At 70.2% G+C, this 26,906-nt stretch carries 25 protein-coding genes and 1 pseudogene; 8 read left to right on the top strand and 18 right to left on the bottom strand.

Annotation, left to right across the window (positions count from 1 at the left end):
- Window positions 1-251: 251 nt before the first annotated feature.
- The 3 genes from typA to ACFZBT_RS07905 form a co-directional block, all read right to left on the bottom strand.
- Window positions 252-2,159, bottom strand: coding sequence for a translational GTPase TypA (gene typA / locus ACFZBT_RS07915; protein WP_391099726.1), 1,908 nt, complete (start codon window positions 2,157-2,159; stop codon window positions 252-254).
- A 143-nt stretch (window positions 2,160-2,302) separates the two neighbouring features.
- On the bottom strand, window positions 2,303-2,926 hold the full coding sequence (locus ACFZBT_RS07910; protein WP_391099723.1) for a hypothetical protein: 624 nt from the start codon (window positions 2,924-2,926) through the stop codon (window positions 2,303-2,305).
- A 99-nt stretch (window positions 2,927-3,025) separates the two neighbouring features.
- Window positions 3,026-5,134, bottom strand: a complete 2,109-nt coding sequence (locus ACFZBT_RS07905; protein WP_391099720.1) for an ABC transporter substrate-binding protein — start codon at window positions 5,132-5,134, stop codon at window positions 3,026-3,028.
- A gap of 290 nt (window positions 5,135-5,424) precedes the next feature.
- Between ACFZBT_RS07905 and ACFZBT_RS07900 the strand changes: the two genes are divergently transcribed.
- Genes ACFZBT_RS07900 through ACFZBT_RS07885 form a run of 4 tightly spaced genes read left to right on the top strand, consistent with a single transcriptional unit; the run spans window position 5,425 to window position 9,342 of the window.
- Complete coding sequence (locus tag ACFZBT_RS07900) at window positions 5,425-5,715, top strand: hypothetical protein (protein WP_189723040.1); 291 nt, start codon at window positions 5,425-5,427, stop codon at window positions 5,713-5,715.
- Window positions 5,716-5,772: 57 nt separating this feature from the next.
- Window positions 5,773-6,609, top strand: a complete 837-nt coding sequence (locus tag ACFZBT_RS07895) for a hypothetical protein (RefSeq protein ID WP_391099716.1) — start codon at window positions 5,773-5,775, stop codon at window positions 6,607-6,609.
- A gap of 16 nt (window positions 6,610-6,625) precedes the next feature.
- Window positions 6,626-8,569: a fumarate reductase/succinate dehydrogenase flavoprotein subunit gene (locus tag ACFZBT_RS07890; RefSeq protein ID WP_391099714.1), complete on the top strand. Its 1,944-nt coding sequence runs from the start codon at window positions 6,626-6,628 to the stop codon at window positions 8,567-8,569.
- A complete protein-coding gene (locus tag ACFZBT_RS07885) occupies window positions 8,566-9,342 on the top strand; it encodes a succinate dehydrogenase/fumarate reductase iron-sulfur subunit (protein WP_391099712.1) in 777 nt (258 codons plus the stop codon). Before ACFZBT_RS07890 ends, ACFZBT_RS07885 begins: the two co-directional genes overlap by 4 nt.
- Here ACFZBT_RS07885 and ACFZBT_RS07880 read toward each other — a convergent pair.
- The 7 genes from ACFZBT_RS07880 to ACFZBT_RS07850 form a co-directional block, all read right to left on the bottom strand.
- Window positions 9,331-9,924, bottom strand: coding sequence for a GNAT family N-acetyltransferase (locus tag ACFZBT_RS07880; protein WP_391099709.1), 594 nt, complete (start codon window positions 9,922-9,924; stop codon window positions 9,331-9,333). The genes ACFZBT_RS07885 and ACFZBT_RS07880 overlap by 12 nt on opposite strands.
- A 20-nt stretch (window positions 9,925-9,944) precedes the next feature.
- The gene (locus ACFZBT_RS07875; RefSeq protein WP_391099706.1) at window positions 9,945-12,581 is read right to left on the bottom strand and encodes a SpoIIE family protein phosphatase; all 2,637 of its coding nucleotides are present in this window, start codon (window positions 12,579-12,581) and stop codon (window positions 9,945-9,947) included.
- A gap of 252 nt (window positions 12,582-12,833) precedes the next feature.
- Complete coding sequence (locus tag ACFZBT_RS07870; RefSeq protein ID WP_391099704.1) at window positions 12,834-13,277, bottom strand: ATP-binding protein; 444 nt, start codon at window positions 13,275-13,277, stop codon at window positions 12,834-12,836.
- A gap of 124 nt (window positions 13,278-13,401) precedes the next feature.
- A complete protein-coding gene (locus tag ACFZBT_RS07865) occupies window positions 13,402-13,944 on the bottom strand; it encodes an NUDIX domain-containing protein (protein ID WP_391099701.1) in 543 nt (180 codons plus the stop codon).
- Window positions 13,945-14,015: 71 nt separating this feature from the next.
- Window positions 14,016-14,201, bottom strand: a complete 186-nt coding sequence (locus ACFZBT_RS07860; protein WP_215118789.1) for an SPOR domain-containing protein — start codon at window positions 14,199-14,201, stop codon at window positions 14,016-14,018.
- Window positions 14,202-14,562: 361 nt separating this feature from the next.
- Window positions 14,563-15,315: a GntR family transcriptional regulator gene (locus tag ACFZBT_RS07855; RefSeq protein WP_215118791.1), complete on the bottom strand. Its 753-nt coding sequence runs from the start codon at window positions 15,313-15,315 to the stop codon at window positions 14,563-14,565.
- Window positions 15,316-15,462: 147 nt separating this feature from the next.
- On the bottom strand, window positions 15,463-16,581 hold the full coding sequence (locus ACFZBT_RS07850; RefSeq protein ID WP_391099698.1) for a septum formation family protein: 1,119 nt from the start codon (window positions 16,579-16,581) through the stop codon (window positions 15,463-15,465).
- Window positions 16,582-16,794: 213 nt separating this feature from the next.
- Here ACFZBT_RS07850 and ACFZBT_RS07845 point away from each other — a divergent pair, with 213 nt between their 5' ends.
- Both ACFZBT_RS07845 and ACFZBT_RS07840 read left to right on the top strand, forming a co-directional pair.
- Window positions 16,795-17,019 (top strand): DUF2283 domain-containing protein, encoded by a 225-nt coding sequence (locus tag ACFZBT_RS07845; protein WP_391099695.1) that lies wholly within the window; start codon window positions 16,795-16,797, stop codon window positions 17,017-17,019.
- A 182-nt stretch (window positions 17,020-17,201) separates the two neighbouring features.
- Window positions 17,202-18,791 carry a S8 family serine peptidase gene (locus ACFZBT_RS07840; RefSeq protein WP_391099693.1) on the top strand — a complete coding sequence of 530 codons (1,590 nt, stop codon included), beginning with the start codon at window positions 17,202-17,204 and terminating at the stop codon, window positions 18,789-18,791.
- A gap of 151 nt (window positions 18,792-18,942) precedes the next feature.
- Here the strand turns inward: ACFZBT_RS07840 and ACFZBT_RS07835 are convergent, their stop codons facing one another.
- On the bottom strand, window positions 18,943-19,245 hold the full coding sequence (locus tag ACFZBT_RS07835; protein WP_391099690.1) for a cyclophilin-like fold protein: 303 nt from the start codon (window positions 19,243-19,245) through the stop codon (window positions 18,943-18,945).
- Window positions 19,246-19,523: 278 nt separating this feature from the next.
- Between ACFZBT_RS07835 and ACFZBT_RS07830 the strand changes: the two genes are divergently transcribed.
- Window positions 19,524-19,862, top strand: coding sequence for a type II toxin-antitoxin system PemK/MazF family toxin (locus tag ACFZBT_RS07830; protein ID WP_391099688.1), 339 nt, complete (start codon window positions 19,524-19,526; stop codon window positions 19,860-19,862).
- A 184-nt stretch (window positions 19,863-20,046) separates the two neighbouring features.
- Here the strand turns inward: ACFZBT_RS07830 and ACFZBT_RS07825 are convergent, their stop codons facing one another.
- Complete coding sequence (locus ACFZBT_RS07825; protein WP_391099686.1) at window positions 20,047-20,424, bottom strand: MerR family transcriptional regulator; 378 nt, start codon at window positions 20,422-20,424, stop codon at window positions 20,047-20,049.
- A gap of 74 nt (window positions 20,425-20,498) precedes the next feature.
- On the opposite strand from ACFZBT_RS07825, the gene ACFZBT_RS07820 reads away from it, so the two are divergent.
- Window positions 20,499-21,254: an SDR family oxidoreductase gene (locus ACFZBT_RS07820; protein ID WP_391099684.1), complete on the top strand. Its 756-nt coding sequence runs from the start codon at window positions 20,499-20,501 to the stop codon at window positions 21,252-21,254.
- A 376-nt stretch (window positions 21,255-21,630) separates the two neighbouring features.
- On the opposite strand, the gene ACFZBT_RS07815 is transcribed toward ACFZBT_RS07820, so the two are convergent.
- From ACFZBT_RS07815 to ACFZBT_RS07790, 6 genes and pseudogenes are all read right to left on the bottom strand, one after another.
- The gene (locus tag ACFZBT_RS07815) at window positions 21,631-22,632 is read right to left on the bottom strand and encodes an SMP-30/gluconolactonase/LRE family protein (protein ID WP_391099682.1); all 1,002 of its coding nucleotides are present in this window, start codon (window positions 22,630-22,632) and stop codon (window positions 21,631-21,633) included.
- Between the two features lie 167 nt (window positions 22,633-22,799).
- Window positions 22,800-23,780: an aldo/keto reductase gene (locus tag ACFZBT_RS07810; RefSeq protein WP_391099680.1), complete on the bottom strand. Its 981-nt coding sequence runs from the start codon at window positions 23,778-23,780 to the stop codon at window positions 22,800-22,802.
- Between the two features lie 137 nt (window positions 23,781-23,917).
- Window positions 23,918-24,246: pseudogene (locus ACFZBT_RS07805) on the bottom strand (carboxymuconolactone decarboxylase family protein).
- 175 nt (window positions 24,247-24,421) lie between these two features.
- Complete coding sequence (locus ACFZBT_RS07800) at window positions 24,422-24,601, bottom strand: hypothetical protein (RefSeq protein WP_391099678.1); 180 nt, start codon at window positions 24,599-24,601, stop codon at window positions 24,422-24,424.
- Between the two features lie 78 nt (window positions 24,602-24,679).
- Window positions 24,680-25,561, bottom strand: a complete 882-nt coding sequence (locus tag ACFZBT_RS07795) for an aldo/keto reductase (protein WP_391099676.1) — start codon at window positions 25,559-25,561, stop codon at window positions 24,680-24,682.
- Window positions 25,562-25,774: 213 nt separating this feature from the next.
- Window positions 25,775-26,662, bottom strand: a complete 888-nt coding sequence (locus tag ACFZBT_RS07790) for a helix-turn-helix domain-containing protein (protein WP_391099673.1) — start codon at window positions 26,660-26,662, stop codon at window positions 25,775-25,777.
- Window positions 26,663-26,906 lie beyond the last annotated feature (244 nt).

Genomic DNA, 26,906 nt, shown 5'->3' with positions numbered 1-26,906 from the left:
TGCCGTGCAGGGTGCCCCGGGCAGCTGTCGCCCTCTCAAAAGGCCTCCACCGCCGGGCCGTTGTACGGCACCGAATCCGGGCAGGGTGAAGCACCTTCGCGACAGGCTAGTGGGAGCGGGGCGTGCCGGACGGCCTTCGCCGCCAAATCGAGGGTTTTCCCTCACCCTTCCCTTCGCGTCACCTCTTCTTCACGACGACGCCGGGCACCCCGCGTCGCGGGGTGCCCGGCGTCGTCGTTCGGCGGGAGGCGTCAGCCGTGCTTGGCGCGGCTCGCGGCGCGGGCGCGCTCGCGGGCGTCCAGGTTCACCTTGCGGATGCGCACGGCCTCCGGGGTGACCTCGACGCACTCGTCGTCGCGGCAGAACTCCAGGGACTGCTCCAGCGACAGCTTGCGCGGCGGAACGATCGACTCGGTCACGTCGGCCGTGGACGACCGCATGTTGGTGAGCTTCTTCTCCTTGGTGATGTTGACGTCCATGTCGTCGGCGCGGGAGTTCTCGCCGACGATCATGCCCTCGTACACCTCGGTGCCCGGCTCGGTGAAGAGCACGCCGCGCTCCTGGAGGTTGGTCATCGCGAACGCGGTGACCGCACCGGCGCGGTCGGCGACCAGGGAGCCGTTGTTACGGGTCTGGAGGGCGCCGAACCAGGGCTCGAAGCCCTCGTGGATGGAGTGCCCGATGCCCGTGCCGCGGGTCTGCGTCAGGAACTCGGTCCGGAAGCCGATGAGCCCGCGGGAGGGGACGACGAACTCCATGCGGACCCAGCCGGAGCCGTGGTTGGACATGTTGTCCATGCGGCCCTTGCGGACACCCATGAGCTGCGTGACCGCGCCCATGTGCTCCTCGGGCACGTCGATCGTCATCCGCTCGACGGGCTCGTACGTCTTGCCGTCGACGTCCTTGGTGACGACCTGCGGCTTGCCGATGGTCAGCTCGAAGCCTTCCCGGCGCATGGTCTCGACGAGGATCGCGAGGGCCAGCTCGCCGCGGCCCTGGACCTCCCAGGCGTCGGGGCGCTCGGTGTCCAGCACGCGGAGGCTGACGTTACCGATCAGCTCGCGGTCGAGGCGGTCCTTGACCTGGCGGGCGGTGACCTTGCGGTCCTTGACCGCGCCCTTGTTGTCGGCGCCCTTGCCGGTGGCGCCACGGCCGACCAGCGGGGAGGTGTTGGTGCCGATGACCATGGAGATCGCGGGCTCGTCGACCGTGATCAGCGGCAGCGCGACCGGGTTCTCCGGGTCGGCCAGGGTCTCGCCGATCATGATGTCCGGGATACCGGCCACGGCACAGATGTCACCGGGGCCCGCCTTCTCCGCCGGCTTGCGGGTGAGCGCCTCGGTCATCATCAGCTCGGAGATGCGGACGTTGCTGACGGACCCGTCGCGCTTCATCCACGCGACCGTCTGGCCCTTGCGCAGCTCGCCCTGCTCGACGCGGAGCAGCGCGATACGGCCGAGGAAGTTGTCGGCGTCCAGGTTGGTGACGTGGGCCTGGAGCGGGGCGGCCTCGTCGTACGTCGGCGCCGGGATGTGCTCCAGGATCGTGGAGAAGAACGGCTCCAGGCTGGTGGAGTCGGCGGGGACCGTACCGTTCTCCGGCTTGGTCAGCGAGGCGATGCCGTCGCGGCCGCAGGCGTAGACGATCGGGAACTCGATCTGCTCCTCGTCGGCGTCCAGGTCGAGGAAGAGGTCGTAGGTCTCGTTGACGACCTCGTCGATCCGGGAGTCCGGGCGGTCCGTCTTGTTGATGCACAGGATGACGGGCAGCCGCTGCTGGAGCGCCTTGCGCAGCACGAAGCGGGTCTGCGGGAGGGGGCCCTCGGAGGCGTCCACGAGCAGCACGACACCGTCGACCATCGACAGACCGCGCTCGACCTCGCCGCCGAAGTCGGCGTGACCGGGGGTGTCGATGATGTTGATGGTGATGACGTCCCCCCCGTCCTTCGGGTGGTACTTCACCGCCGTGTTCTTGGCCAGGATCGTGATGCCCTTCTCACGCTCCAGGTCGTTCGAGTCCATCATGCGGTCGTCGACGCCTTCGAGCTGGTGCGCGGCGAAGGCGCCGGCCTGCTTCAGCATGCCGTCGACGATGGTGGTCTTGCCGTGGTCGACGTGGGCGACGATAGCGACGTTGCGGATGTCGTGGCGCGTGGCCATATTGCGGCGTTCTCCCGGAGTATGAGGAATGCCCTGCGCGGACGTCTGCGGTGCGCGGGCCCTGCCGGGCTCAACATGCCACGGCCACTCCCCATGGTACGGGTGCGCGGCCGCAGGGCTTAGCCGGGATACATCGATGCAGGTCAGGCCTCCTTCGCGGCCTCGGATCCGGCAGGGCAGGTCCGCTGGGCGGCGAGGCGGCCGGCTTCTTCGTCCGAGGGCATCGAACAGGGCAGGAAACCGGCGCCGGTGCCTTCCCAGGTCCGCACATGCCCCTTGGCCGGCTCCCCGTCGCCGCAGGTGTGGGTGAAGTCGGCCTCGACCAGGTCGATCGACGCCCAGGCGTAGTACGCGCCCAGGTGCTCGCCGGTCGCCGACTCGAAGAAGTGGTCCTGCGCCGGCCGTTCCGTCTCGGACGGACCCGCGAGCGGCTCGTCGACCTTCAGGTGCCTGCCCAGGGCCTTGATCACGCCGGCGATGTCGGCCCCCTCGGGCCTACCGGTCACCGAGGGCCGGTACACGGTGTCGCCGAGGGGCTTGAGGAGGGCGCTGTAGGTGGCGGTCCTCTCCTTGAACCTGATCGGGCCGGACAGCGCGGTCAGCCGCTGCTCCCGCCGGACACCGGACCACGCGTACGCACCGTCCGCACAGGCCTCGGCCTTGTCCGCCCCGCCGCCGCCCGGCTCCCCCACGCATGCCGTCAGCCCCGTCGTCAGAGCCCCGACGACCAGCCCCGCCGCGCAGGTCAGCCGCACCGTGCCGCGCATACGCCGGCTCCCGTCCCCCGTGTGCGGACGCCCCGGGCGCCCGCACCATGATCACTGTCGCGTTCATGGTGCGGGCGCCCGGGGCGGACGGCAAGGGAGCTACGGGGTGGCGGAGCCCTTCGCCGACGGGCCTGCGGCCGGCTTCAGGCCCTTCTTCAGGAAGCCCATGTCCTCGTAGACCGGCGCGCCGAGGCCGAAGGCGCCGGTGTTGACCAGGTTCTTGCGGGCGGCGATGAGCTGGGGGCGCTGGAAGAGGGGGATCGAGCCGGCCGCGGCCCAGATGCGGGAGTCCGCCTTGCGGATCAGGGAGCGGGACTCGCCCTCGTCGAGGGTGGCCACGGCCTGGTCGAAGAGCTGGTCGACCTGGTCGGTGCCGACGCGGGTGTAGTTCTGCTCGACGTTCAGCGAACCGTCGGCGGCCGGGACGGGCTTGGCGTAGACGGGCCGGGCGTCGGTGGCGGGGAAGGCGGAGGCGGGCCAGGAGTACAGGGCGAGGTCGTACTGGCCGGACGCGATGTGGTCCTTGAAGTAGGACTCGTCGGAGACCTTGGAGATCTCCGTGCCGATGCCGACGCGCTCCAGCATGCGGGCGATGCGGTCGGCCACCGTGCGCAGCGTCTGGGAACCGGGCCCGGAGGGGAGCACGAAGCGGAGGGTGAGCGGCTTGCCGTTCTTGGCGAGCGGGGCGGCCTCGCGGCCGGCCGGGGCGGCGGTGCCCATGGGGGCGTACGCGCCGGGGACGCCGCCCTGGTGCGGCTGCTTGTACTGCTTGCCGTCCTGGGCGAGGTGGTCCGGGTCCTCGTCGCGGAGCGCCTTGCCGTCCGAGCCGACGATGTACTCGCCGTCGTCGTTCCCGGACTCGTCCTCGGAGGACTTCCCGGCCTTCTCGCCCTCGGCTCCGGCCGCCTTCTCCCCCTTCTTCTTCTGTTCCTTGATCGGGCCGCCCCGCACCCACCCGGCGTCCGCGAGCAGCGCCTGGGCCTCCTTGGTGTCCTGGCCGCCGAGGGCGCCGCTGTTGTCGGCGTAGGCGGCCTGGCCGGACAGGGCGAGGTGGCTGCCGACCGGTACGGCGGGCAGTCCGAGGGGCTTCAGCACGGCCTCGGCCAGTTCCTCGCGGTCCAGGGCGCGGGCGACCGCCCTGCGGACACGCTCGTCGGCGAGCGGCCCCTCGGCGCCGTTCAGGGCGAGCTGGGTGAAGGCCGGCTCCAGGGACTTGCGCACCTCGAAGCCGCGCAGGGCCTGCTGCTGCCGGGCGTGCCTGGCGGCCTTCTTGCGCGGCTTCTGGTCCGCCTCGGGGCCCATGACCGGGCTGCTGGAGCCCCGGGGGCGGGCGGCGACGGTGATGCGGCGGGCCTCGGAGGGGGCGATCTCGGCCAGGTCGAGGGTGCCGGCGGCCAGCTCCTTGGCCCGCTTGTCGCGCGGCACCGTGCGCAGCACGATCTCGGAGAGCTTGGCCGGACGTCCCCACCAGCGCGGATTGCGGGTGAGGGTGATCTCCTCGTTCTTGCGGCTGAGCTTCTTCACCATGAAGGGTCCGGCGGTGACCTTCAGCTTCTTGCGTGCCCCGTCGTTGAAGGAGTCCGGGGTGCCCATGACGTCCTTCGGGTACAGCGGCGAGAACAGGGAGCGCCAGTCGGCGTAGGTCCGGCTGAAGGTGACCCGGACCTCCAGGGCGTTGTCCCCGCGCTCGATCTTCTGGATGCGGTCGTAGCCGGCGTTGCGGGCGGTCCAGTAGGCGGTGTCCTTGCCGGACAGGGCGCGCCACTGGGCGGCGAAGTCGGCGGCGCCGATCTCCCGGCCGTCGCTCCAGACGGCCTGCTGGTCGAGCTTGTACAGGACGACCTGCTTGGGCTCCGTCTCGACGACCTTGGCGGACTCCAGGTAGGCGGGATTGCGCTCCGGGCGGCCGTCGGCGTTCATCCGGAACATCGAGGGCAGGACGGCCTGGGCCACGCGGTTGGTGGTGGCGTCGGCGTCCGACTGGAAGGTGTTCAGGGTGTCGGGCACGGAGTCGACGGCCCAGCGCAGGGTGCCGCCGTCGGTGATCCGGTCGCGTGCGGCGGGCTGGATGTCCTGCCCGGCGAGCGGCTTGCCCGCCGGGTCCTCGGAGCCGCATCCGGCGAGCGCGGGCACCGCGAGCACTCCCGCGGTGAGGAGGAAGGCGACCGAGCGCGAGACCGCACGCGGGCCGACGGCGTGCTGGGACATCTGTGCTACCTCCGGAAAGCCGAGGGCGTTATGATCACTTTTGGCGGTATTTGGATTTCATCTGATGTATGCGGCCCACTGAAGAGGAAAGGGTTCGGCAACACAGGGCGACACGGCGGTCACGGTCGGAGAGTCACCCGTGCGGAGCAATACACGGCAAAAGCACACCCATGCGCCTCGGCCAATCGATGCACATCCCTTCACAGCACAAGGTGTGACGCGCAACACTCGCAGGCGCATGAACGTTGCCGCCTTGGGCCTCGAAGGACCCGCGGAAGTGAGGGCAAGTCATGTCCGTTCACGACGAACTGACGTCAGTCCAGCGCAGCCTCGACGACCTGCTCCGGTCGGTGGGGCGCCTGGAGAAGCAGCTCGGCACCGGCGGCCTGGAGATGCGCCGCGTCCGTGCCGACGCCAACCATCTGCGCGAGAGCGTCGCCCTGCTGCGCGACGCCGCCGCCTCGCCGGCCGCACCGAAGCGCCCCGAGCTCGTCACCATCTCGGACGCGCCGTACGACTCCGCCCTGTGGCGCGACTCGGACGACGAGGGTCTCGGCGCCCGGGACCGGCGCGCTCCCTGATCCGGGGCTGAGTCGAGCGCGACCGGCACCTCCCCCGAACCCGACCGGAGTCGTCACGTGGCCACTGGTACGGAACCTCCCGCCACCGAACCCCAACCCAGAAGCGGCGGTGTACGGGCGGGTACGCGCGCCGCCATCTCCGCCCCGCACCTGCGCACCGACCGGTGGTGGCTGGCCCCGGCCGGCACGGCCGCCGGCCTGCTGGCCTTCATCGTCTACTCGACCTGGCGGGCCTTCGCCGACGCCCACTACTACGCGGCGCCGTACGTCTCGCCCTTCTACTCCCCCTGCCTGGCGGAGCGCTGCGAGCCGATGAAGGCCGGCCCGAACTGGGAGATCTTCGGCAGCTGGTGGGGCATCTCGCCCGCCATCATCATCCTGATCTTCCCGCTCGGCTTCCGGCTGACCTGCTACTACTACCGCAAGGCCTACTACCGGGGCTTCTGGGCGTCCCCGCCGGCCTGCGCGGTGGCCGAGCCGCACAAGAAGTACACCGGCGAGACCCGCTTCCCGCTGATCCTGCAGAACATCCACCGGTACTTCTTCTACGCCGCGATCGCCGTCGCCGGGATCCTCACGTACGACACCGTGCTCGCCTTCCGCGACGAGAACTACCAGTGGGGCCACATGGGCCTCGGCACCCTCGTGTTCCTCGTCAACATCGTGCTGATCTGGGCGTACACGATCTCCTGCCACTCCTGCCGGCACATCGTCGGCGGCAAGCTCAAGCACTTCTCGAAGCATCCCGTGCGCTACCGGATGTGGCAGTGGGCCGGGAAGCTCAACGCCCGGCACATGCAGCTCGCCTGGGCGTCGCTGGTGAGCGTGGCGCTCGCCGACTTCTACGTCTATCTGGTCGCGTCCGGCGCCTTCGACGATCCGCGGTTCTTCTGATGAGGGGTGCGTACTGATGTCCGTGGTCGACCGGCAGGAGTGGGACGTCGTCGTGGTGGGCGCGGGCGGTGCCGGGCTGCGCGCCGCCATCGAGGCCCGTGAGCGGGGCGCCCGTACGGCCGTGATCTGCAAGTCGCTGTTCGGCAAGGCCCACACCGTGATGGCCGAGGGCGGCATCGCCGCGGCGATGGCCAACGCCAACGAGAACGACACCTGGCAGACCCACTTCCGCGACACCATGCGCGGCGGCAAGTTCCTCAACCAGTGGCGAATGGCGGAGCTGCACGCGCAGGAGGCGCCGCAGCGGGTGTGGGAGCTGGAGACCTGGGGCGCGCTGTTCGACCGCACCAAGGACGGGCGGATCTCCCAGCGCAACTTCGGCGGCCACGAGTACCCGCGCCTCGCCCACGTCGGCGACCGCACGGGCCTGGAGCTGATCCGCACCCTCCAGCAGAAGATCGTCCAGCTCCAGCAGGAGGACTTCAAGGAGACCGGCGACTACGAGTCCCGGCTGAAGGTCTTCCAGGAGTGCACGGTCACGCGCGTGCTGAAGACCGCGGGCGGCCAGGTCTCCGGGGTCTTCGCCTACGAGCGCGAGTCTGGCCGTTTCTTCGTCCTCGAAGCACCCTCCGTCGTGATCGCGACGGGCGGTATCGGCAAGTCCTTCAAGGTGACGTCGAACTCGTGGGAGTACACGGGCGACGGCCACGCGCTGGCGCTCCTCGCGGGCGCTCCCCTGCTGAACATGGAGTTCGTGCAGTTCCACCCGACCGGCATGGTCTGGCCGCCGTCGGTGAAGGGCATCCTCGTCACCGAGTCGGTCCGCGGCGACGGCGGTGTGCTGCGCAACTCCGACGGCAAGCGGTTCATGTTCGACTACATCCCCGACGTCTTCAAGGAGAAGTACGCCGAGACGGAGGCCGAGGGCGACCGCTGGTACGACGACCCGGACAACAACCGGCGGCCCCCCGAGCTGCTCCCCCGCGACGAGGTCGCGCGGGCGATCAACGCCGAGGTGAAGGAGGGGCGCGGCTCGCCGCACGGGGGCGTGTTCCTCGACGTGTCGACGCGGATGCCGGCCGAGGTCATCAAGCGCCGGCTGCCCTCCATGTACCACCAGTTCAAGGAGCTGGCGGACGTCGACATCACGGCGGAGGCGATGGAGGTCGGGCCCACCTGCCACTACGTGATGGGCGGGGTCGCGGTCGAGTCCGACACGGCGGCGGCCCGCGGGGTACCGGGGCTGTTCGCGGCCGGTGAGGTGGCCGGCGGCATGCACGGCTCCAACCGGCTCGGCGGCAACTCGCTGTCCGACCTGCTGGTGTTCGGGCGCCGGGCGGGCTGGCACGCGGCCGAGTACGCGACCGGCCTGGCCGGGGCGCGCCCGCCCGTGGACGACGTCCAGATCGACGCCGCCGCCGCGGAGGCGCTGCGCCCCTTCTCGGCCGAGGCGGAGACCGAGGAGCCCTCGGACGGCCCGCCGGAGAACCCGTACACCCTGCACCAGGAGCTCCAGCAGACGATGAACGACCTGGTCGGCATCATCCGCCGTGAGCCGGAGATGAAGCAGGCCCTGGAGAAGCTGGCCGAGCTGCGGGTACGGGCGCGCCGGGCCGGGGTCGAGGGGCACCGGCAGTTCAACCCGGGCTGGCACCTCGCCCTGGACCTGAGGAACATGCTGCTGGTCAGCGAGTGTGTGGCGCGGGCCGCGCTGGAGCGCACCGAGTCGCGCGGCGGGCACACGCGTGAGGACCATCCGGGGATGGACCGCAAGTGGCGCCGTATCAACCTGCTGTGCGCGCTCACGGATCCGACGGGCGGCCTGGCGGCGACGGACCCGGTCCGCGGCCAGATCACCCTCACCAGCGAGACCACCGAACCCGTCCGTGCGGACCTGCTCGCCCTGTTCGACAAGGAGGAGCTGGTGAAGTACCTGGCCGAAGAGGAGCTGTACGAGTGAGCGGCTACGAGGCCCGGTTCAAGGTGTGGCGGGGCGATACCGGGGGCGGCGGCCTGGAGGACTTCAAGGTCGAGGTCAACGAGGGCGAGGTGGTCCTCGACATCATCCACCGCCTCCAGGCCACCCAGGCCCCCGATCTCGCCGTGCGCTGGAACTGCAAGGCGGGCAAGTGCGGTTCCTGCTCGGCGGAGATCAACGGCCGGCCGCGGCTGATGTGCATGACGCGCATGTCGGTGTTCGACCGCGAGGAGACGATCACGGTCACACCCCTGCGCGCCTTCCCGGTCGTCCGGGACCTGGTGACCGACGTCGGCTTCAACTACACGAAGGCCAGGGAGGTCCCGGCCTTCGTACCGCCGGCCGGGGTCGCGCCCGGCGAGTACCGCATGATGCAGGAGGACGTCGACCGCTCGCAGGAGTTCCGCAAGTGCATCGAGTGCTTCCTGTGCCAGGACACATGCCATGTCGTCCGCGACCACGAGGAGAACAAACAGGCGTTCGCGGGCCCCCGCTTCCTGATGCGGGTGGCGGAACTCGACATGCACCCCCTCGACGCGGCCTCGGAATCCGGCCTGGACCGCAAGACCACCGCCCAGGACGAACACGGCCTGGGCTACTGCAACATCACCAAGTGCTGCACGGAGGTCTGCCCCGAGGGCATCAAGATCACCGACAACGCCCTCATCCCCCTGAAGGAACGAGCGGCCGACCGCAAGTACGACCCACTGGTATGGCTGGGCTCGAAGATCAGGAGACGATCTTCAGCGGGCTGAGGGCCGACCGGCGCGCTCTGCCAGGTGCCGCGCATGCACATGCCCCTCCGACGGATGCTCCGGCGGCTGTGCCGGGCGGGTGCCCGTCAGGGGGTAGTGGCTCTTGTGCGCCACTCGGCAGGAGGCCGTGTTGTCGGCCTGGTGCAGGAGTTCGAGGCGGGTCAGGCCGGCTGGGGCGAAGGTGGTGAAGGCCCAGTCGGTCAGGGTGTGCAGGGCGCGGGGGGCGATGCCCCGGCCGCGTGCGTGCGGTGCTGTCCAGTAGCCGACCTCGGCGGACGCGGCGCCGGGGGCGATGTCCTTGAGGACGACATGGCCGACCGGCAGGCCGGGCGGGCCGGAGGGCTCGACCTCCTCTACGGCGAACGCGTAGCGGCGGCCCCGCTCCCAGCCCTGCTGCTGCTCGTGCAGCCACCGTGCGGCGCTCGTCTCGTCGTCGACGGCGAAGGACGTCCAGCGCCGCAGGGCCTCGTCCTGGCCCAGTGCGGCCAGTCCTGCGGCGTCCCCGGGGGTCCAGGGGCGCAGGACGAGAGCGGGAGCTGTCGGTGTGGCGTCCGCGAGCAGCCGTGCGGTGGTCTCGGGCATGCGACGAGCCTACGAAAGCCTCAGAACAGGCTCAGCAGCGCCTCCGCCGGGTCTGTCAGCTTCGTCTCGCCACCGGGCAGCGGCAGTTCGAACCAGACCGTCTTGCCCAACGGCGTGCGCCGGGAGCCCCATGCGGCGCTGAGCAGGCCGACGAGTTGCAGGCCGCGGCCGCCCTCGTCGGTGTCGCGGGCCCGGCGGCGGCGGGGCTGGACCAGGCCGGAGTCCCAGACCTCGCAGACCAGGGTGCGGTCGAGGAGGAGGCGGAGGCGGATCTCGCCCTCGCCGTAGCGCAGGGCGTTGGTGACGAGCTCACTGACCAGGAGCTCCGTGGTGTCGACCAGGGGTTCCATGTCCCAGCTGAGGAGTTGGGCGCGGGCGTACTCGCGGGCCCGGCCCACACTGCGCGGCTCGCGCGGCAGGGTCCAGTCGCCCACGGACTCGTTCGGCAGGCCCTGTACACGTGCCATCAGCAACGCGATGTCGTCCTCGCCGTGGTGGGTGTCGAGGGTGTTGAGGACGTGGTCGCAGACGTCCTCCAGCGGCTGGCCCGGGTCGGACAGGGCGCTGACGAAGGCCTGGAGGCCCTCGTCCAGGGGATGGTCGCGGCTTTCGACCAGTCCATCCGTGTAGAGCGCGAGCAGGGCGCCCTCGGGGAGTTCGACCTCGACCTCCTCGAAGGGCTCGCCGCCGACCCCGAGCGGCATGCCCGGCGGCACGTCGAGCATCAGGGCGGACTCGCCCGGCTCGACCAGGACGGGCGGCAGATGGCCCGCGTTGGCGAAGGTGCAGCGCCGGGTGACGGAGTCGTAGACGGCGTAGACGCAGGTGGCGAGGTACACCTCCGAGAGGTCGGCCTCGCGGGGCCGGCGGGCCGCCCGGGTCGCCTGCGTGACACCCCCGGGGGCGCCGAGGCCGCGGGCGATCTCGTCCAACTGGGAAAGCACCTCGGCTGGTTCGAGGTCGAGCTGCGCCAGGGTCCGGACCGCCGTGCGGAGTTCGCCCATGGCGACGGCGGCGCGCAGGCCGCGGCCCATCACGTCGCCGACGACGAGCGCCGTGCGGTGCCCGGGGAGTTCGATGACGTCGAACCAGTCGCCGCCGACCTCGCTGGGCCGGCCGGTGTTGACGTTGCCGGGCAGATAGCGGCAGGCGATGTCGAGGCCGGAGGCCTCCGGGTCGCCGGGCGGGAGCAGGGACCGTTGCAATATCAACGCGCGCTCGTGCTCGCGCCGGTAGAGGCGGGCGTTGTCGATGCAGACGGCCGCGCGCGCCGCCAGCTCCACGGCGAGATCGCGGTCCCGGTCGCCGAACGGCTCGCTGCCCTTCGTACGGGCGAACTGCACGAGCCCGACGACGGTGTCGTGGGCGACCATCGGCACGGCGAGGGTGGACTGCACGAGCCCCCCGTCCTCGCCGGGCACGAACTGGGGGCGTGCCGTGCGCAGGGCGTCCGCGCAGGGCGAGTTGAACGGGTAGTGGTGGACGGCGCCGACCGAGACGGGCACGCCGGTGCCGGCGAAGGGCTCGTCGGAGACGGCACTGGCGAACGCCACCCGGCGCAGCTCGGCGCTGCCGTCGGCGAGTCCGGGCGGGGTCTCGTCGCCGGCCAGCAGGCCCTGGTAGAGGTCGACAGTGGCCAGGTCGCAGAAGCCGGGCACGACGACGTCGAGCAGCTGCCTGGCCGTGGTCTCCAGGTCGAGGGAGTTGCCGATGCGGGCGCCGGCCTCGTTCAGCAGGGCCAGGTTGCGCCGGGCGGCGGCGGCCTCGCGGGCGGCGGCGCGGCGCGAGGTGATGTCGGTGCCGAGCCAGGCGATCCCGATGGGCCGGCCCGAACCACTGTGCACGCGGTAGAGGTTGACGGACCAGTGGCGGCGCTCGTCGGAGCCCGGCACGAAGCCGGTGACGTGCATGTCCGTGATGGAGTTGCCGGTCTCCAGCACCCGGCGCAGCGTGGCGGCGACCCGGTCGGCCTCGCCGCGCTGGAGGTAGTCGTGGACGCCCTTGCCGCGGTGGTCGTCGGGCTCGCCGCCGAAGACGGACGCGAACCTCTGGTTGGCGCGGCGGACCCGCAGATCGGAATCGATCAGCAGGAAACCGAACGGGGATTGACCGAAAATGGACTGCGAGGCGGCGAGGTCGGTCTCGATGGTGCGCAGTGTGCGGACGTCGACGACGATGCAGACGGCGGCCTTCTCGCCCTCCTCGGTGCGCGTCGGCATGACGTACACCTCGGCGAGTCCCTCATGACCGCATTCGCCGTCAGCCTCCTTGGGCATCCGGAAGGGCACCACGCCGGTCCACTCGCGGCCGTCGAGGATCTCGGCCATCTTGCGCATGCCCCGCTCGCGGTGGCGCGGGTCGATGAAGGCCTCGATGGGGTCCATGCCGACGGCGCGCCCGGCGGGGATGCCGAAAAGGTGCTCGGCGCGCAGGCTCCACTGGTCGACCAGCCCGTCGGGGCCGATCGAGAAGGACGCGACCTTGATGTAGTCGTAGATGGATCCCGGGGGACTGCTCTGCCACATGGCGTCCCCGGACTGGACCCCGTCGGCCGCGAGCGCACCTCCCACCGCGGAGGCCAGGCCGTCCGCGGCCCTGGCCCTCGCGCCGTCCGACGGGTCCTCGGACTCCGTGGCCTTCGCTGGTATCTCGCTCACGCGAACCGTCCCCTCCAGCTCACCGCGTCCGGCACCGGTCACCGGGGGCGGCTGCCCGCAGTATCCAGCACTACGGTGCCGCACAACACGGTGTTCACGATCACAGCACGGTCCCGATGGTTTTCGGTCCGGACCGTGACAACACTTCCAGTCTTCTAACCAGCGGACACGTCGTCGAATCACGTCTGCCGACAACCGCCACTGGCCTGAACCAATCGCTCGACAGTGACAGGGCGTACGTACACCGATTTTTCACCCCGGCACGGTGAGTTCGAACCACACCGTCTTACCGGCGACGCCGGGCCGGGTGCCCCAGCGGCGGCAGGAGGAGGCGACCAGTTGCAGTCCGCGGCCGCTCTCGTCGTCGAGCCGGGGGGCGCGCTCGCGCGGCGGGTCCGGGAGCGGGTCGGAGACCTCGACCCTCAGGACGCCGTCCAGGCCGGACGGGCGGAGCAGGCGTACCCCGATGGGTCCGGTCGCGTGCCGCAGGGCGTTGGTGACCAACTCGCTGACCAGCAACGCCGCGAGGTCGGACAGGCTGTCGAGGCCCCAGCCGCGGAGTTGGCCTCGGACGACCTGGCGGGCGGTGCGCACGGCGCCCGGTTCGGCGGGAAAGGTCCACTCGGCGCAGTCACCTTCGGTGTCGGTCACGCCGATCACTTCCCAGCCAAGAGGCCCGCCCATGTCCGGTTTCATGGGGTTAATGGGCACATACCCGATATCCGGGGCGGAGTACCGCACGGGGCGGCGCGCAGTGGCACGAAAAGTACAGGGGGCGCCCGTACGGCACTTGCCCGACACCGCACGCCCCCGGTTGGCCTCAGGCGCCGGGGACTTCCTCCGCGCCGGGACTGGAAGAGCAGGGGCCTGATGCGGTGGGGCCGGATGCGGTGGGGCCGGGCGTGGTGAGGCCGGAAGCGGTGAGGCCGGAAGCGGTGAGACCTGACGCGGAGGAGCCTTCCGGGGTTCCGAGGTGCGCAAGGGTCTGCCGTACGGCCGGGACGTCCTGATCGAGCCAGTGCACGTCCCAGATCTCGCCCGGGCCGAGCCAGCGCAGTTCGTCGTGGTCCTCGAGGGGCTCGGGGGCGGCGGAGCCGGGTCGCAGCCGTGCCGTCCAGACCTGCAGGACGTAGGGCGACTTCAAGGGCCACTCCCCCGGGACGCGCCCGCGGGCCTCGGCGTCGACGCCGAGTTCCTCGCGCAGTTCCCGTACCAGCGCCGCGTCGGCCGTCTCCCCGGGCTCGACCTTGCCGCCGGGCAACTCCCAGCGCCCGGCCAGCTCCACGGGCGCACTGCGCCGGGCCGCCAGCAACCGCCCCTCGTCGACCAGCGCGGCACCTACGACGACGATCCGCTCACTCATGCGGGGAGCCTACGACGGCAGCACGGCCAAAGACCCACTCAGGGCACGGGCGGCCGGGGGTCAGTCGTGCGTCACGCGCCCGCCCCGTTCTGCCCCAGCCGCTCGACCCAGTACAGCTGCTTGTGACCGCGGCCGTCGAGACTGTCCGCGATCTTCTGGGCCTCGGTCCTGGTCGCGTACCGGCCCACCCGGTACCGGTTGCCGTTGTCGTCTTCTCGTATCACGAGCCAGGGAAGAGTGATCGTGCTGTCGTTCATCGCGCCCCTCCACTTCCCACCCGCGGCCTGTGCCGCGCCCCACCCGCTAAGGAAACCGCAATGCGCATATGCCCGAGCCTACGCCTAACCTTCACGGAGCGAATACGGGTTTTCACAAAGAGGTACGCAACCAGCCAGAACGCAGGGGGCGCGCGCCCATGAACGCGCCGTCCGAGTGCCTCATCACACCCGGGCGCGGGCATACCGCATACACCGCTGTCGACCCGCGTACACCACGGTCGACCTGCGAGGACGACAACCTGTCAGGGGATGCGGACCGCCCTGTCCGACGACGGCCGCCTCGGTGATGCCGTGAGCGGGGCGCGCAGGGAGCGCGCCCCGGGACGGATGTGAGCGTTCGCTACTTGACCGGAAGGTGGTAGGCGACCCGATACCGATCGGCCGGAATCACCACATCGGCCGTCTCGACCGGACGGCCGGAGGCGTAGAACGTACGGTGGACGACCACCACCACATGGCCGGGGACGCCGCCCAGCACGAGCAGTTCCTCGGCGAGCCCGGGACGGGCGCCGACCTCCTCGGTGACGTTGTCCACGATCACCTCGATCGCGCGCATGCGCTCGACGACGCCCATGCCGCCGAGCGGGCCCTCCTCCGGCAGCATCACGGGCGTCCGGCCCGTCACGGCGAGCGGCTCCCAGGACGTGGAGAGCATCATCGCCTCGCCGCCCTCGCGGAAGAGGTACTTCGTGCACATCACCCGGTCACCCGGCTCGATGTCCAGCCGCTCGGCGACCGCGACACTCGCCTCGGACTGCTCGCTGCTCGACTCCCAGGTGCCACGCCCCTCACCGTCGGCCTGCTCCTGGCGGAACGGCGTGGCCCCGCCGGGCGGGCGGTAGCCGGAGCGGGAGACGCGCCGGGGGACGGGCCGCTCGCGCACATACGTCCCCGAGCCGGATCGGCCCTCGACCAGTCCCTCCGCCATGAGCACCTTGCGGGCCTCCAGGGCGACGGTGTCCGAGACGCCGTACTCCTGGCGGATTCTGGCCTGGGAGGGGAGGCGGGTGTGCGGTGGCAGCTGACCGTCGACGATCTTCTGGCGGAGATCACCCGCGACGCGCAGGTACGCCGGCTGCTCACCGAATGTCACTGGCCGCTCCCATCAGGTTGTACAGACAGCAACAGCGTGGCAACCGTAGGTTGTGCGATGCAAGCAAAGGCCAGAGAATCACTCGATGTGATGACATGGTGGCCCTGGGGGCTTTACGCAGGCACTTTCTCCCCGCTATAGCAACCGTCACACCTCGATTTCGGAGTTCCCCTTGTCGCTGTCGTCGAACGACCGCGGGGTGGTGTCCAGTCCGAGGGCCTTGCGCGCGGTGACGGCCTCCGGGCCGTCGACGTACGCGTACGCCTTCTCGTAGTGCGTGAACCAGGTGTCCACGTCACCGGCCTCGCTCGCCTTCGACCACTCCTCGCCGGCGTCCGCCATCTCCTCGGCAAGGTCGGCGACGGGCTCTCGGGCAGCCGACGGCCAGGAGTGGCCGCGCAGCGCCCTGGTCTGTTCGCCGAGCACGTCGCGCACCTGCGCGGCCCAGGCCCGGGCGCCGGCGAGGTCGCTCTCCGGGGGCTCCTCCGGCTCCTCGTACAGTGCCGCGTCGACGGCGTTGGCCGTGGACAGGAAGACGACCTGGTCGGTGTCGAGCGTGGTGGGGTCCTCGCGCAGGGAGCCGGTGAGTTCGGCCTTCGCGTCGGTGCTGCCGAAGACGCAGATGATCGCGCGGTCGCCGTAGCGCCAGGTCTCCCGGGACGGCATGAGGTAGTACACGTCGACATCGGCCGGCATCGCCCAGGTGTCCATGGCGTACTGGGACTCGAGCGGGTAGCACCGCTCGTCGGCGATGTCGGTGACCTCGCCGTCGCCCGGGAAGGCGCCGCCCGGCAGCGTGACGACCCCGAACACCTCGCCGTCGTGCCCGCCTTCGCAGGAGACCGGGTCGACGTCGTAGGTGTCGCCCTCCAGACCGTCCGGCGCGTCGAAGCAGTCGCCCGTGCGCAGCGACAGGCTCTGGTTGCCCCGCGCGCCGTCCTCGAACTTCGCCCAGACGTCGGACGCGACGCCCGTGGCCAGCACCACTCCCCACAGCACGGCTCCGACGGCCGACAGTGCCACCCCGGCGATCGCCATGCCCCGACCGCTCTGCCCGGACCGCCGGATCTGCCACAGCGCGACCAGCCCCAGCACGAGCCCCGCGGCGGGCAGGAAGCAGAGCACGCCGAGCACGAGAGCGGCCACGGCGAGCGCGTTGACGGAGACGGGGGTGCCGTACGGACGGTGCGCCTGGGGCCAGTTGGCCGGAGGCCGGCCGTACGGGTCCTGGGGCTGCGGGTGCCCAGGGGGCGGGGGTGTCGACACGGGTTGAGGGCTCCTGGCTGAGGCGGGGCGGTGGGCCGGGGGGCGGGGGTCTGTCGTACGGCTGCGCGCATCGTAAGCGGGCGCGGCAGGGTGGGACGGCGGCATTTCGGCCCGGAGGGCTGCACAGTCCGACCGCTCGGGCACCGGGGCAGGGGATGTCGGCAGAATCTGGGTCGTCGTCAACAAGGCCGGGAAGTTCCAGAGAGGCGAACCATGCACATCGACCACGACCGCGAGAACGACACCGCCTATGTGTCGCTCGTCGCGCACATCCCGGACGGCGCCGCCGTCCGGCAGATCCCCGTCACCGGGATCGGGGCGGACGCCCAGGTGTTGCTCGACGTCGACGCGTCGGGCCGGCTGCTCGGCATCGAGGTCATCGGCGCCGAGGGTGCCCTGCCGGCCGAGGCGCTGGAGCAGTCCACCTCGACGCGTTGACGGGCCGGGGCCCTGTACGTACGCGCAGGGCCCTTGTGCAATTCCTGTGGAGGCCTCAATCTTTCGGCTGACGCACAGGAGTCACCCTCTGTCTGACATGACCATGACTCCAGGCTTCCGGGTGGCTCCGACGGGCGTGCACCACACCCCACAGCGCACCACCGATGAGGAGGACCCCTCAGATGGCAGTGATGCGTACTCCCCGCACCCCGCACGGATCCACCCGGCGAAGACTGGCCGCGCTCGGCGCGACGGCCACCGCGGCGCTCGTCGCGAGCCTCGTCTCCGCCCTCCCCGCCGACGCGGCCCCGGTCGCCGCCGAGGGACGCGTCCAGTACGAGGGCGCCGCGAACGCCGTCACCGGCAGCTACATCGTCACCCTGAAGACGGAGAAGGCAGGTTCCGCCGAGGGCCGCGCCCTGGCGCACAAGTACGGCGCCGAGATCGAGCGGACGTACACCAAGGCCCTGAACGGCTACGCCGTCGAGGCGTCCGAGTCCGAGGCGAAACGTCTCGCCGCCGACCCGGCCATCGCCTCCGTCGTCCAGGACAGGATCTACAGCGTCACCGGAACGCAACCCAGCCCGCCCTCCTGGGGCCTGGACCGCATCGACCAGAAGAACCTGCCGCTGAACAGCTCGTACACGTACCCGGATTCGGCCGGCCAGGGCGTCACGGCGTACGTCATCGACACCGGCGTCCGCATCACCCACAGCGACTTCGGCGGACGCGCCTCCAACGGCTACGACGCCGTCGACAACGACAACACCGCCCAGGACGGCCACGGTCACGGCACACACGTCGCCGGCACCGTCGCCGGGAGCGCCTACGGCGTCGCCAAGCAGGCCAAGGTCGTCGGTGTCCGGGTGCTGAACAACTCCGGCCAGGGCACCACCGCCCAGGTCGTCGCGGGCATCGACTGGGTCGCGCGGAACGCGGTCAAGCCGGCCGTCGCGAACATGTCCCTCGGCGGCCCGGCCGACACGGCCATCGACACCGCCGTACGCAACGCCGTCACCTCCGGCGTCACCTTCGTCGTCGCGGCCGGCAACGAGTCCACCAACGCCTCCACCCGGTCCCCGGCCCGCGTCACCGAGGCCGTCACCGTCGGCGCCACCACGTCGAGCGACGCGAAGGCGAGCTACTCCAACTACGGCACGGTGCTCGACCTGTTCGCGCCCGGCTCCTCCATCACCTCGGCCTGGAACTCCAGCGACTCGGCGACCAACACCATCTCCGGTACGTCGATGGCGAGCCCGCACGTCGCCGGAGCCGCCGCCCTGCACCTGGCCGCCAACCCCACGGCCACGCCCGCGCAGGTCTCCGCCGCGCTGACGGCCGCCGCCACCACCGGCGTCGTGACCAGCCCCGGCAGCGGCTCCCCCAACCGGCTCCTGTACGTCGGCGGCGGTACGACCACCCCGCCCGGCCCGCGCTTCGAGAACACCGCCGACCAGGCCATCGCCGACAACTCCACCGCCGAGTCCCCGGTGACCGTCTCCGGCGTCTCCGGCAACGCGCCCTCGGCCCTGGCCGTCGAGGTCCACATCGTCCACACGTACATCGGTGACCTCCAGGTCCAGCTGATCGCCCCTGACGGCACGGCGTACACGCTGAAGTCGTACGGCACCGGCGGCAGTGCGGACAACATCGACACCACGTACTCCGTGAACGCCTCGGCCGAGACCGCGAACGGCACGTGGACCCTCCGGGTGAGCGACAACGCCCGCCTGGACACGGGGCGGATCGACGCCTGGGCGCTGCAGTTCTGATCCCTGTGCGTGAAGGTCCGTCAGTTCACTGACCCGTCCGGGACGCCGAGTTCGGCGAGCAGACCGCGCACGAGCTGCACGAGCTGCACGACGGCGTCCCGGATCGGGCGGACGGCGTCGACGGGTGCCGGCGGCCGGCACCCGGACGAGGTCAGGAGGCTGCCTCGACGGTGATGCGGCCGACCCTGCCGATCTGGGCGGGATCGGCGTCGATGTGGCCGAGGACCAGCGGATCGGCCGAGGCGGCGGGGCCGTCCTTGCAGAAGAGGGCGAGGTCGCCCCACGGGGCGTAGTAGGCGATGTCCCCGGCCTTGGGCGCGACAGGCGCTGGGGCATGCTCGGTGGTCAGTTCGCGCGGCGGGTCACCGATCCGCTCCGTTCCGTGGAAGTCCTCCAGATCCACGGTGAGCGGGAGCAGGGAGGCGAGGTCACGGGCGGCGGGGCTGTCGTTCAAGGTGGTGTCGACGCTCTGCCCGTCGAGGGTGACTCGGAAACAACCCGAGCACCAACTGCCTAGCCCGACGCCGGGGTTCGACCCGCGCAAACCGCCCCGCTATCCGGCTCATCAGGCCCTCGAAACGCCTCCTGTCAGCGGGCAGGGTCTACGCTGTGACCTGCCGCCACCGCATGATCCTCAGTCTTCACACACCGATGATCAACAGTGGCCGCACCGTCTCCACAGCGCGTCAGGGTCGCGCGGCGTCCGCCTGCCGTCCCGTGTCAGGAGGACATGTGCAACGTGGCGAAGTCTGGTGGGTCGAGTTCGACGAGCGGCGGCTGGTCGTACTGCTGTCGGGAGACGACGCGTCCGGGATCCGGGCGATGCAGGTCGTCGCTCCGGCGGGCGTCGACATCAGCGGTCTGGGCGTCGAAGTCCGGGTTGGCGCCATGGAAGGACTGCCCTTTGAAGGCGTGCTGCGGTTCGCGATCCCGCGTCCAGGCTTTACCCCTTGCACGTGGCTGACCACCGTGTCCCGAGACGACCTGATCGAGCGGGCGGGCGCCCTGCCCTCCGCGAAGCTCGGCGAGATCGAGGATGCCCTCCGACTCGGTGAACAGGCGAAGGAGTGAACCCCGGCGACGACCGCGAAGCTCAGCGAGACAAGGGACGCCCTCCGTCTCGGCGGACTCGCGTAGGCCGAGAAGGAACGGACGCCCCCGATGACGTGGCCGATCTCGTCCAGACGATCGACGCTGGCCACCTGTCTCCTCGGCGCCCCTCAAGATCGCTGGTGCGACGTCCGACCGACCGCGCCTACGGGTGCGTGTCCGTGATCGCGATGACCTCGTCGAGGCGGTCCAGGGCGGCCTGCAAGTCGTCGACCTTGGCCTGGATGCGGTCCCGCTCGGCGCGCAGCATGGCTCGTTGGTCGGCGTCGGTGTGCCCGGAGTCCCAGCACGGAAGGAGTTCCGTGATCCTTCGGCTGGTCAGGCCGGCGGCGAACATCTGCTGGAAGAAGCGGACCAGGGTGACGGCATCCTGCCGGTAGAGGCGCTGGCCGGACGGGCTGCGCTCGGCGATGAGCAGCCCCTGCTGCTCGTAGTAGCGCACGGCGCGTACCGAGACGCCGGCACCCCGCGCCACCTCGCCGATGCGGATCAGCCGCTCGCTCGCCGGCTCCGTGACGGTCATGGTGATTCCTCTCCCCCGGCCCTGATGATCAGCGCTTGCCTCTGACGTTAGCGTCAGGTTCTAGCGTACGGGGCATGGACATCACCAACTCAGTCGCCCTTGTCACCGGAGCCAACCGCGGCCTGGGCCGCGCCTTCGCCCAGCGCCTGCTCGAACGGGGCGCCCGCAAGGTCTACGCGACGGCCCGCCGGCCCGAAACCGTGGACCTGCCCGGGGTCGAGGTGCTGCCCCTCGACATCGCCGATCCCGCATCCGTGAGGGCCGCGGCCGAGGCCGCCCCGGACGTCTCGCTGCTCATCAACAATGCGGGGATCCAGACGGGGACCGACCTGGTGACCGGTTCGCTGGACGCGGTACGGCACGAGCTGGAGACCAACATGTTCGGCCACCTGGGAATGATCCGGGAGTTCGCGCCGGCGCTCGCCGGGAACGGCGGGGGCGCGATCGTCAACGTCCTCTCCGCCATGTCATGGTTCGGGGGCAAGGGCGCCAATGCCTACCACCTGACCAAGGCCGCCGCCTGGGCCATGACCAACGGCATCCGCCTGGAACTCGCCGAGCAGGGCACACTCGTGACAGCTGTGCACCTCGGCCTGGCCGACACCGACATGGCCGCGGGCTGGCCCGTGGCCAAGATCGCGCCGTCGGACCTGGCCGACGCGGCGCTCGACGGTGTCGAGGCGGGCTCCGCCGAGGTCCTCGCCGACCAGTGGAGTCGGGACGTCAAGTCCCGGCTGCCGCTGACGCCGGAAGAATTCAACGCCGCGATGGACCGCGCCCTGGCGTCGCTGACGGCGGCCGGCGACCGCGTACAGATCAAGGACGTCTGACCGAGCGCGCGGGTGCGGTGGCCCCCTGGGTGGCGGCCCAGGAAGCGAGCAGGCGCTGGCCCCTCCCCGGAGGGCGAGCCCGGTTCAGCCGTGTAGATGGTCTGTTGTTCTCCTCACGGAGTCGTCACGGTGGTGGTCTGGGCGGGCGCGCTGTGGCAGGCACCGAGGCTCGGGGTGGACATCTCGGCGGCGCTGTCCAGCGTGATCACCGGGCTCTTGCCAGTTGTGTCCCATCCCCCTCGGAAGTGGGGCACTGACCATGCAACCGGCAATGGCGATGACGTGGGAGTCTCGGTTGTGAGGGGTACCTGCAGGGACCCCTCAGGTGGCATCCCTGCAGGCCACGCCCTCTGCATTACTGGGAGCTGCCGGGCGCTCAGCGTGAGAGCAGCGCGCCGAGGTCGATCTTCCCGCTCTGCACTTGCGCGTCGTGGGGCTCGTTGAGTCCGCCGTCGGTGATGTACAGCCGCTTGCCGCGCACCGCGGTGGCGGTGGGCGAGGCGAGGCCGTCCGAGGCGGTCAGCACGGTCCTGGTGGTGCCGTTCGGGTAGACGACCGCGATCTGGTTCTGTGTGTTCAGCGCGGCGAACACGACGTTGGAGTGGTCGCTGAGGAAGTTGAAGTCATCGATGCCGGTGAGGCCGCTGGCGACGGTGTGAACCCGGCCCGGAGCTCCGGTGGCGGTGACAGGGATCCGCAGCAGGGTTGCCTTGCTGAGGTTGGAGACCCATACGGCGCCGTTGTGGAAACGGAGTCCGTTCGCACCGTACGGCACGGGTGCGGACGCCTTGATCGCGAGGGCGGGGTCGACCAGCCACGCGGTCGCGGGACCGCCGGAGACCGGGACGGCCCAGACGGTGCCCATCCGGCTGTCGGCCACGTACAAGGTTCGCCCGGCCGGATCGATGGCCAGACCGTTGGGGACTCCGCCCGCGGGCAATGCCGCGATGCGATGAGGAGTGCCGCCGGGCGGCAGCTTCCACACCCCGTTCCGGGAGGCGTCGGAGGACCACACGTTGTAGTAGACGGTGCCGTCGTGGCCACGAGTGTTGCCGGTGATTCCGTCGCCCTTCTGCCCGGTGACCAGCACCGTGCGGTGCCCGGACGGTGCGATCCGCACCAGTGCCGGCCGTTCGCCCGCGGGCGTGCCCACCATCGAGACGGTCAGCGAATTGTCCGGGGCGACGGTGATGTTCTCGGGCACGTCGCCGGTGGCGAAGTCGAAGGCGGCCACGGTGTTCACGTGGGTGACGGCGGGCTGCGCGTCCGCGTGTCCGGTCGCGGCGGACGCGTACGGTGCCGAGACGATGACGGCTGCGGTCGCGGAGATCGCCGCGAGCTTGAACGGCTTCTTCATGGATATGTTCTTCGTGATCATTGCGCTCTTTCGTTCCTTGCGTCGGCGCCGCACGGGTATCTAGGTGTTCAGGGGCTTGGTGTCAGAAGTGGAAGACCCCCTGTGGACTTCTCCTGATGGGCAGGGCCTTCCTGACGAAGCGCCTCGATGGACGCTTCGTCAGGAACGGGCCGATCAAGGCCGGTGACTTACCGGTTGATGGTCTTCTGCTGCGCTGCGGTGTACCGCTCGCCCTTGATCTGCACCTGGGCAACGGCCTCTTCGATGCGCCTGAGGTCCTCGGAGGTCAGCTCCACGGTGTCGGCGCCGATGTTCTCTTCGAGGCGGTGCAGCTTCGTCGTGCCCGGGATCGGTGCGATCCACGGCTTCTGCGCCAGCAGCCACGCGATGGCGGTCTGAGCCCGGGTGGCCTGCTTGGCGTCCGCGATCTCACCCAGCAGCGCGATCAGTGCGAGGTTGGCCTCACGCGCCTCTTCCTCGAAGCGCGGCAGCACGTTACGGATGTCGTTGGCCTCGAACTTCGTGTCCTGACTGATCGCGCCGGTGAGGAAGCCCTTGCCGAGCGGGCTGAACGGCACGAAGCCGATGCCCAGTTCTTCCAGGGTCGGCAGGACGCTCTCCTCGGGCTCGCGCCACCACAGTGAGTACTCGCTCTGCAGGGCCGTGACCGGCTGGACCGCGTGGGCCCTGCGGATGACGTCCTCACCCGCTTCGGACAGGCCGAAGTGCTTGACCTTGCCTTCCTGGATGAGGTCCTTGACCGTGCCGGCGACCTCTTCGATCGGCACGTCGGGGTCCACCCGGTGCTGGTAGAACAGATCGATGCGGTCGGTCTGCAGACGCTGCAGGGACTGCTCGGCGACCAGCCGGATCCGCTCCGGCCGACTGTCCAGCCCCGCCGTGGGGGTGCCGTCCTTGAACCCGAACTTCGTGGCGATGGAGACCTGGTCGCGCACCGGCGCCAGGGCCTGGCCCACCAGCCTTTCGTTCGCCTCTCCGTATCCCTCCGCGGTGTCGAAGAGCGTCACACCGCGCTCGGCGGCCGCCCGGATCAGCTTGATGGCCTCACCCGTGTCCGCGGCCGGGCCGTAGCCGAAGGTCATTCCCATGCAGCCGAGCCCGATCGACGACACTTCGAGCCCGCTGTTTCCCAGTTCACGCTTCTTCATTTCGTTCTCCTTCCGAGTGGCCACGAGCGACGACGACGCCCTGGCCGGTGTGGGTCCTGATGGTCGTGAGGTGTGCCAGACGTCTGGTCAGTCCGCGTCGTCGCATGGGGTGTTGCTCCAGACGGGGCGGCGCGCGGTCAACTCGCGTCGGCGCCCTCGACGATGTTCTTCAGCTGAGTGATCGCGGACATCGCATTGGGCCAGCCGGCGTAGAACGCGATGTGGGTGATGGCCTCGACCAGCTCGTCCTTCGTCACCCCGTTCTCCAGGGCCCTGGGCAAGTGGAAGGCGAGCTGGTCGGCGCGGTAGAGGGCGACCAGGGTGGCAACGGTGATCAGGCTGCGGTCCCGTTGGGACAGGCCCTCGCTCGCCCACACCTCGCCGAAGAGGACGTCGTCGGTGAGCCTGACCAGTCGGGCGCGAAGTCGCCGAGCAGCTTCTGTGCGGCGGTCTGTTCTTCAGTCATGGCATTTCATCCTTTCTATGTGTTTGATCAGTTACAAAACTGAATCAACCGAGTTGGTGGGTTCGTTGCAGGAACACCGCATGCTGTCCCGTAGTCAGGCCGCCACGCGGCGGGCCTGAGCCGCGGTCCGGGTGGCGCGCCTGGCGGCGAGGAGGAGCAGGAGGATCAGGCCCAGTCAGGCCGCGAACGCCGTGATCAGCAGGCCGGCCGGGGAGACGCTGACGCCGAGGTCGGCGGACACCTCGGGCAGGAGGGCCGCGATGATGAACTCGCTGGTGACCGTCACGAAGGTGCCGAGGACCAGCAGCGGGACGACGAACGGCAGCCTGGCGGGCTTTTCTCGGTGAGAAGACATGCGGAGGTAGAGCCTTTGCTGAATGTGAGGGTGAATCAGGGGGCCGCGTCGTGGGAGCGGCCGGGTGCCGGCGCCGGTTCAGCCGGAGGAGTCGGCCTTGACGCTGTCCGGGTCGGGACCGCCGCGCAGGCCGGTGTCGAGGGCGTCGACGGCGGCCGTCTCGTCGGCGGTGAGCGCGAAGTCGAAGATGCCGATGTTCTCCGCGATGCGGTGCGGCGTGACGGACTTCGGGATCGCGGACAGGCCGTGCTCGATGTGCCAGCGCAGCACGATCTGCGCGGCGGTCTTGCCGTACCTGGCGGCGATCCGAGTGATGACCGGGTCCTGCAACGGGCTCTTGCCCGCGTGCGGGGCGTCGGGCCAGTACAGGTTCACCGCGCCGAGGGGCGACCACGCCTGGGTGACGATGCCGAGGCCGGTATGCGCCTCGCGCAGCTCGCGCTGGATGAAGTACGGGTGCAACTCGACCTGATTGACCGCCGGTACGACGTCGGTGCGCTCGATCAGGTCGTCCAGACGCTCGGGGCTGAAGTTGGAGACGCCGATCGCCCGCACCCGCCCGTCAGCCAGCAGCTTCTGCGCTGCCTTGTACATGGCGACCGTGGAGTCGAACTCGGACGTGTACGGAAAGTGCAGCAGGTACAGGTCCAGGTAGTCCAGGCCCAGCCTGCCCAGGCTGGCGTCGAAGGCACGCAGGGTCGCGTCGTGACCGAAGTCCGAGAGCCACAGCTTGGTGGTCACGAAGACCTCGCCGCGGTCGACGCCGGAGGCGACGATGCCCCCGCCGGCCTCCTTCTCGTTGCCGTAGACGGTGGCGGTGTCGATCAGTCGGTAGCCGTGCTGGAGCGCGGTCGTGACCGCGGTGGCGGTCTCCTCCGGTGGGCTCTGGAAGACGCCGAGGCCGAGCGCGGGCATCCGCACGCCGTTGTTCAGCGTGATCATCGTGCTCTTGCCGGTCATGGTGTTCCTTGCATGAGCGGGGACGGACCGATACGAGGTTCGATACCGGTCGGCCCCAAAGCGGGGCACTGACCATGCAACCGGGAACGGGCACGATGAGGGAGTCTCCGCTGTGAGGGGTAACAGCAGGGACCCTCAGTGGCATATGCGCAGGCCAAAGCCCCGCCCTTACTGCCGACGGCAGCCGGAGAAGGCGAGGCTGTGGACGTCGGTTCAGTTCTCGGAGTCCGCCTCGGCGGACTGCACATCCGCGGCCTCGGCCGTGGCGGACCAGCTCGCCAACAGGTTCAGCGCGTCCGCGGCCGCGGAGCCGGGGGCCGCGTTGTACAACGCCACGACCAGCCCCGAGCCGTCCGGCAGGTTCATCGATTCGAAGTCGAGCTCCAACTCGCCGACGACCGGATGCCTAAGGCGTTTCGTCCCGTCATGGAAGACGTGTACGTCGTGGGCGCCCCACATCACGCGGAAGGCGTCGCTGCGAGTCGACAGCTCACCGATCAGGTTCGACAACTCACGGTCGTACGGGTTCTTGCCCGCCTCGATCCGCAGCGCACCCACAGCGCCCCTGGCGATGCGTTCCCAGTCGACGTAGAACCTCCTGGCCGCGGGGCTGAGGAACACGAACCGCACGGTGTTCGCCCCGCAGACCGGATCGGCGTACATCTCCGAGAACAGTGCGCGACCGAGCGGGTTGGCGACCAGAATGTCGAATCGGTGGTTCTTCACGAACGCCGGCATGCCCGGCATCCCGTCAACGATGCGCTGCACGCTGGGCCGCACAGTCGGCCGGGCAGTGCGGCGCCGCACACGGGCGGGCGTCTTGTTCGCCGCTCGGGCCAGGTCGTACAGGTGCGTGCGCTCCGTGTCGTCGAGCCGCAGAGCCTGGGCCAGCGCCTCCAGGACGCTGTCGGAGACACCGCTGAGATTGCCGCGCTCCAGACGCGTGTAGTACTCGACGCTGACCCCGGCGAGCATCGCGACCTCGTTCCTGCGGAGCCCGGCCACCCGGCGCTGGCCGTACACGGGCAGACCGGCCTGCTCGGGCGTGATCTTGTCACGGCGAGACTTCAGAAACGCACTGATTTCGGCGCGGTTGTCCATGAGGCCAGGGTAGGTTCGCCGCACCCGGACTGAGGGGCCCTGTCATTACCCCTCACAGCAGTACCCCCCAGCGCCAGCCCCTTCCGGTAGCGCGGAGTCGCAGGTCAGAGGGGTTCGCCGCTGGATACCTGCCCGCCCCGGGCGGGATGCGGATCACGGGAACGGGACCGCGCAAACCGAGGACGCCTCCGGACGAGTCGCCACCACAGTGCAGGGGAACACCATCCGCCCGGCTCCGGACATC

It is taken from the genome of Streptomyces sp. NPDC008137, assembly GCF_042957035.1.
Classification (GTDB): Bacteria; Actinomycetota; Actinomycetes; order Streptomycetales; family Streptomycetaceae; genus Streptomyces.
The sequence above is the reverse complement of the archived record's forward strand: the minus strand, read 5'-3'. Positions and strand labels throughout refer to the sequence as shown.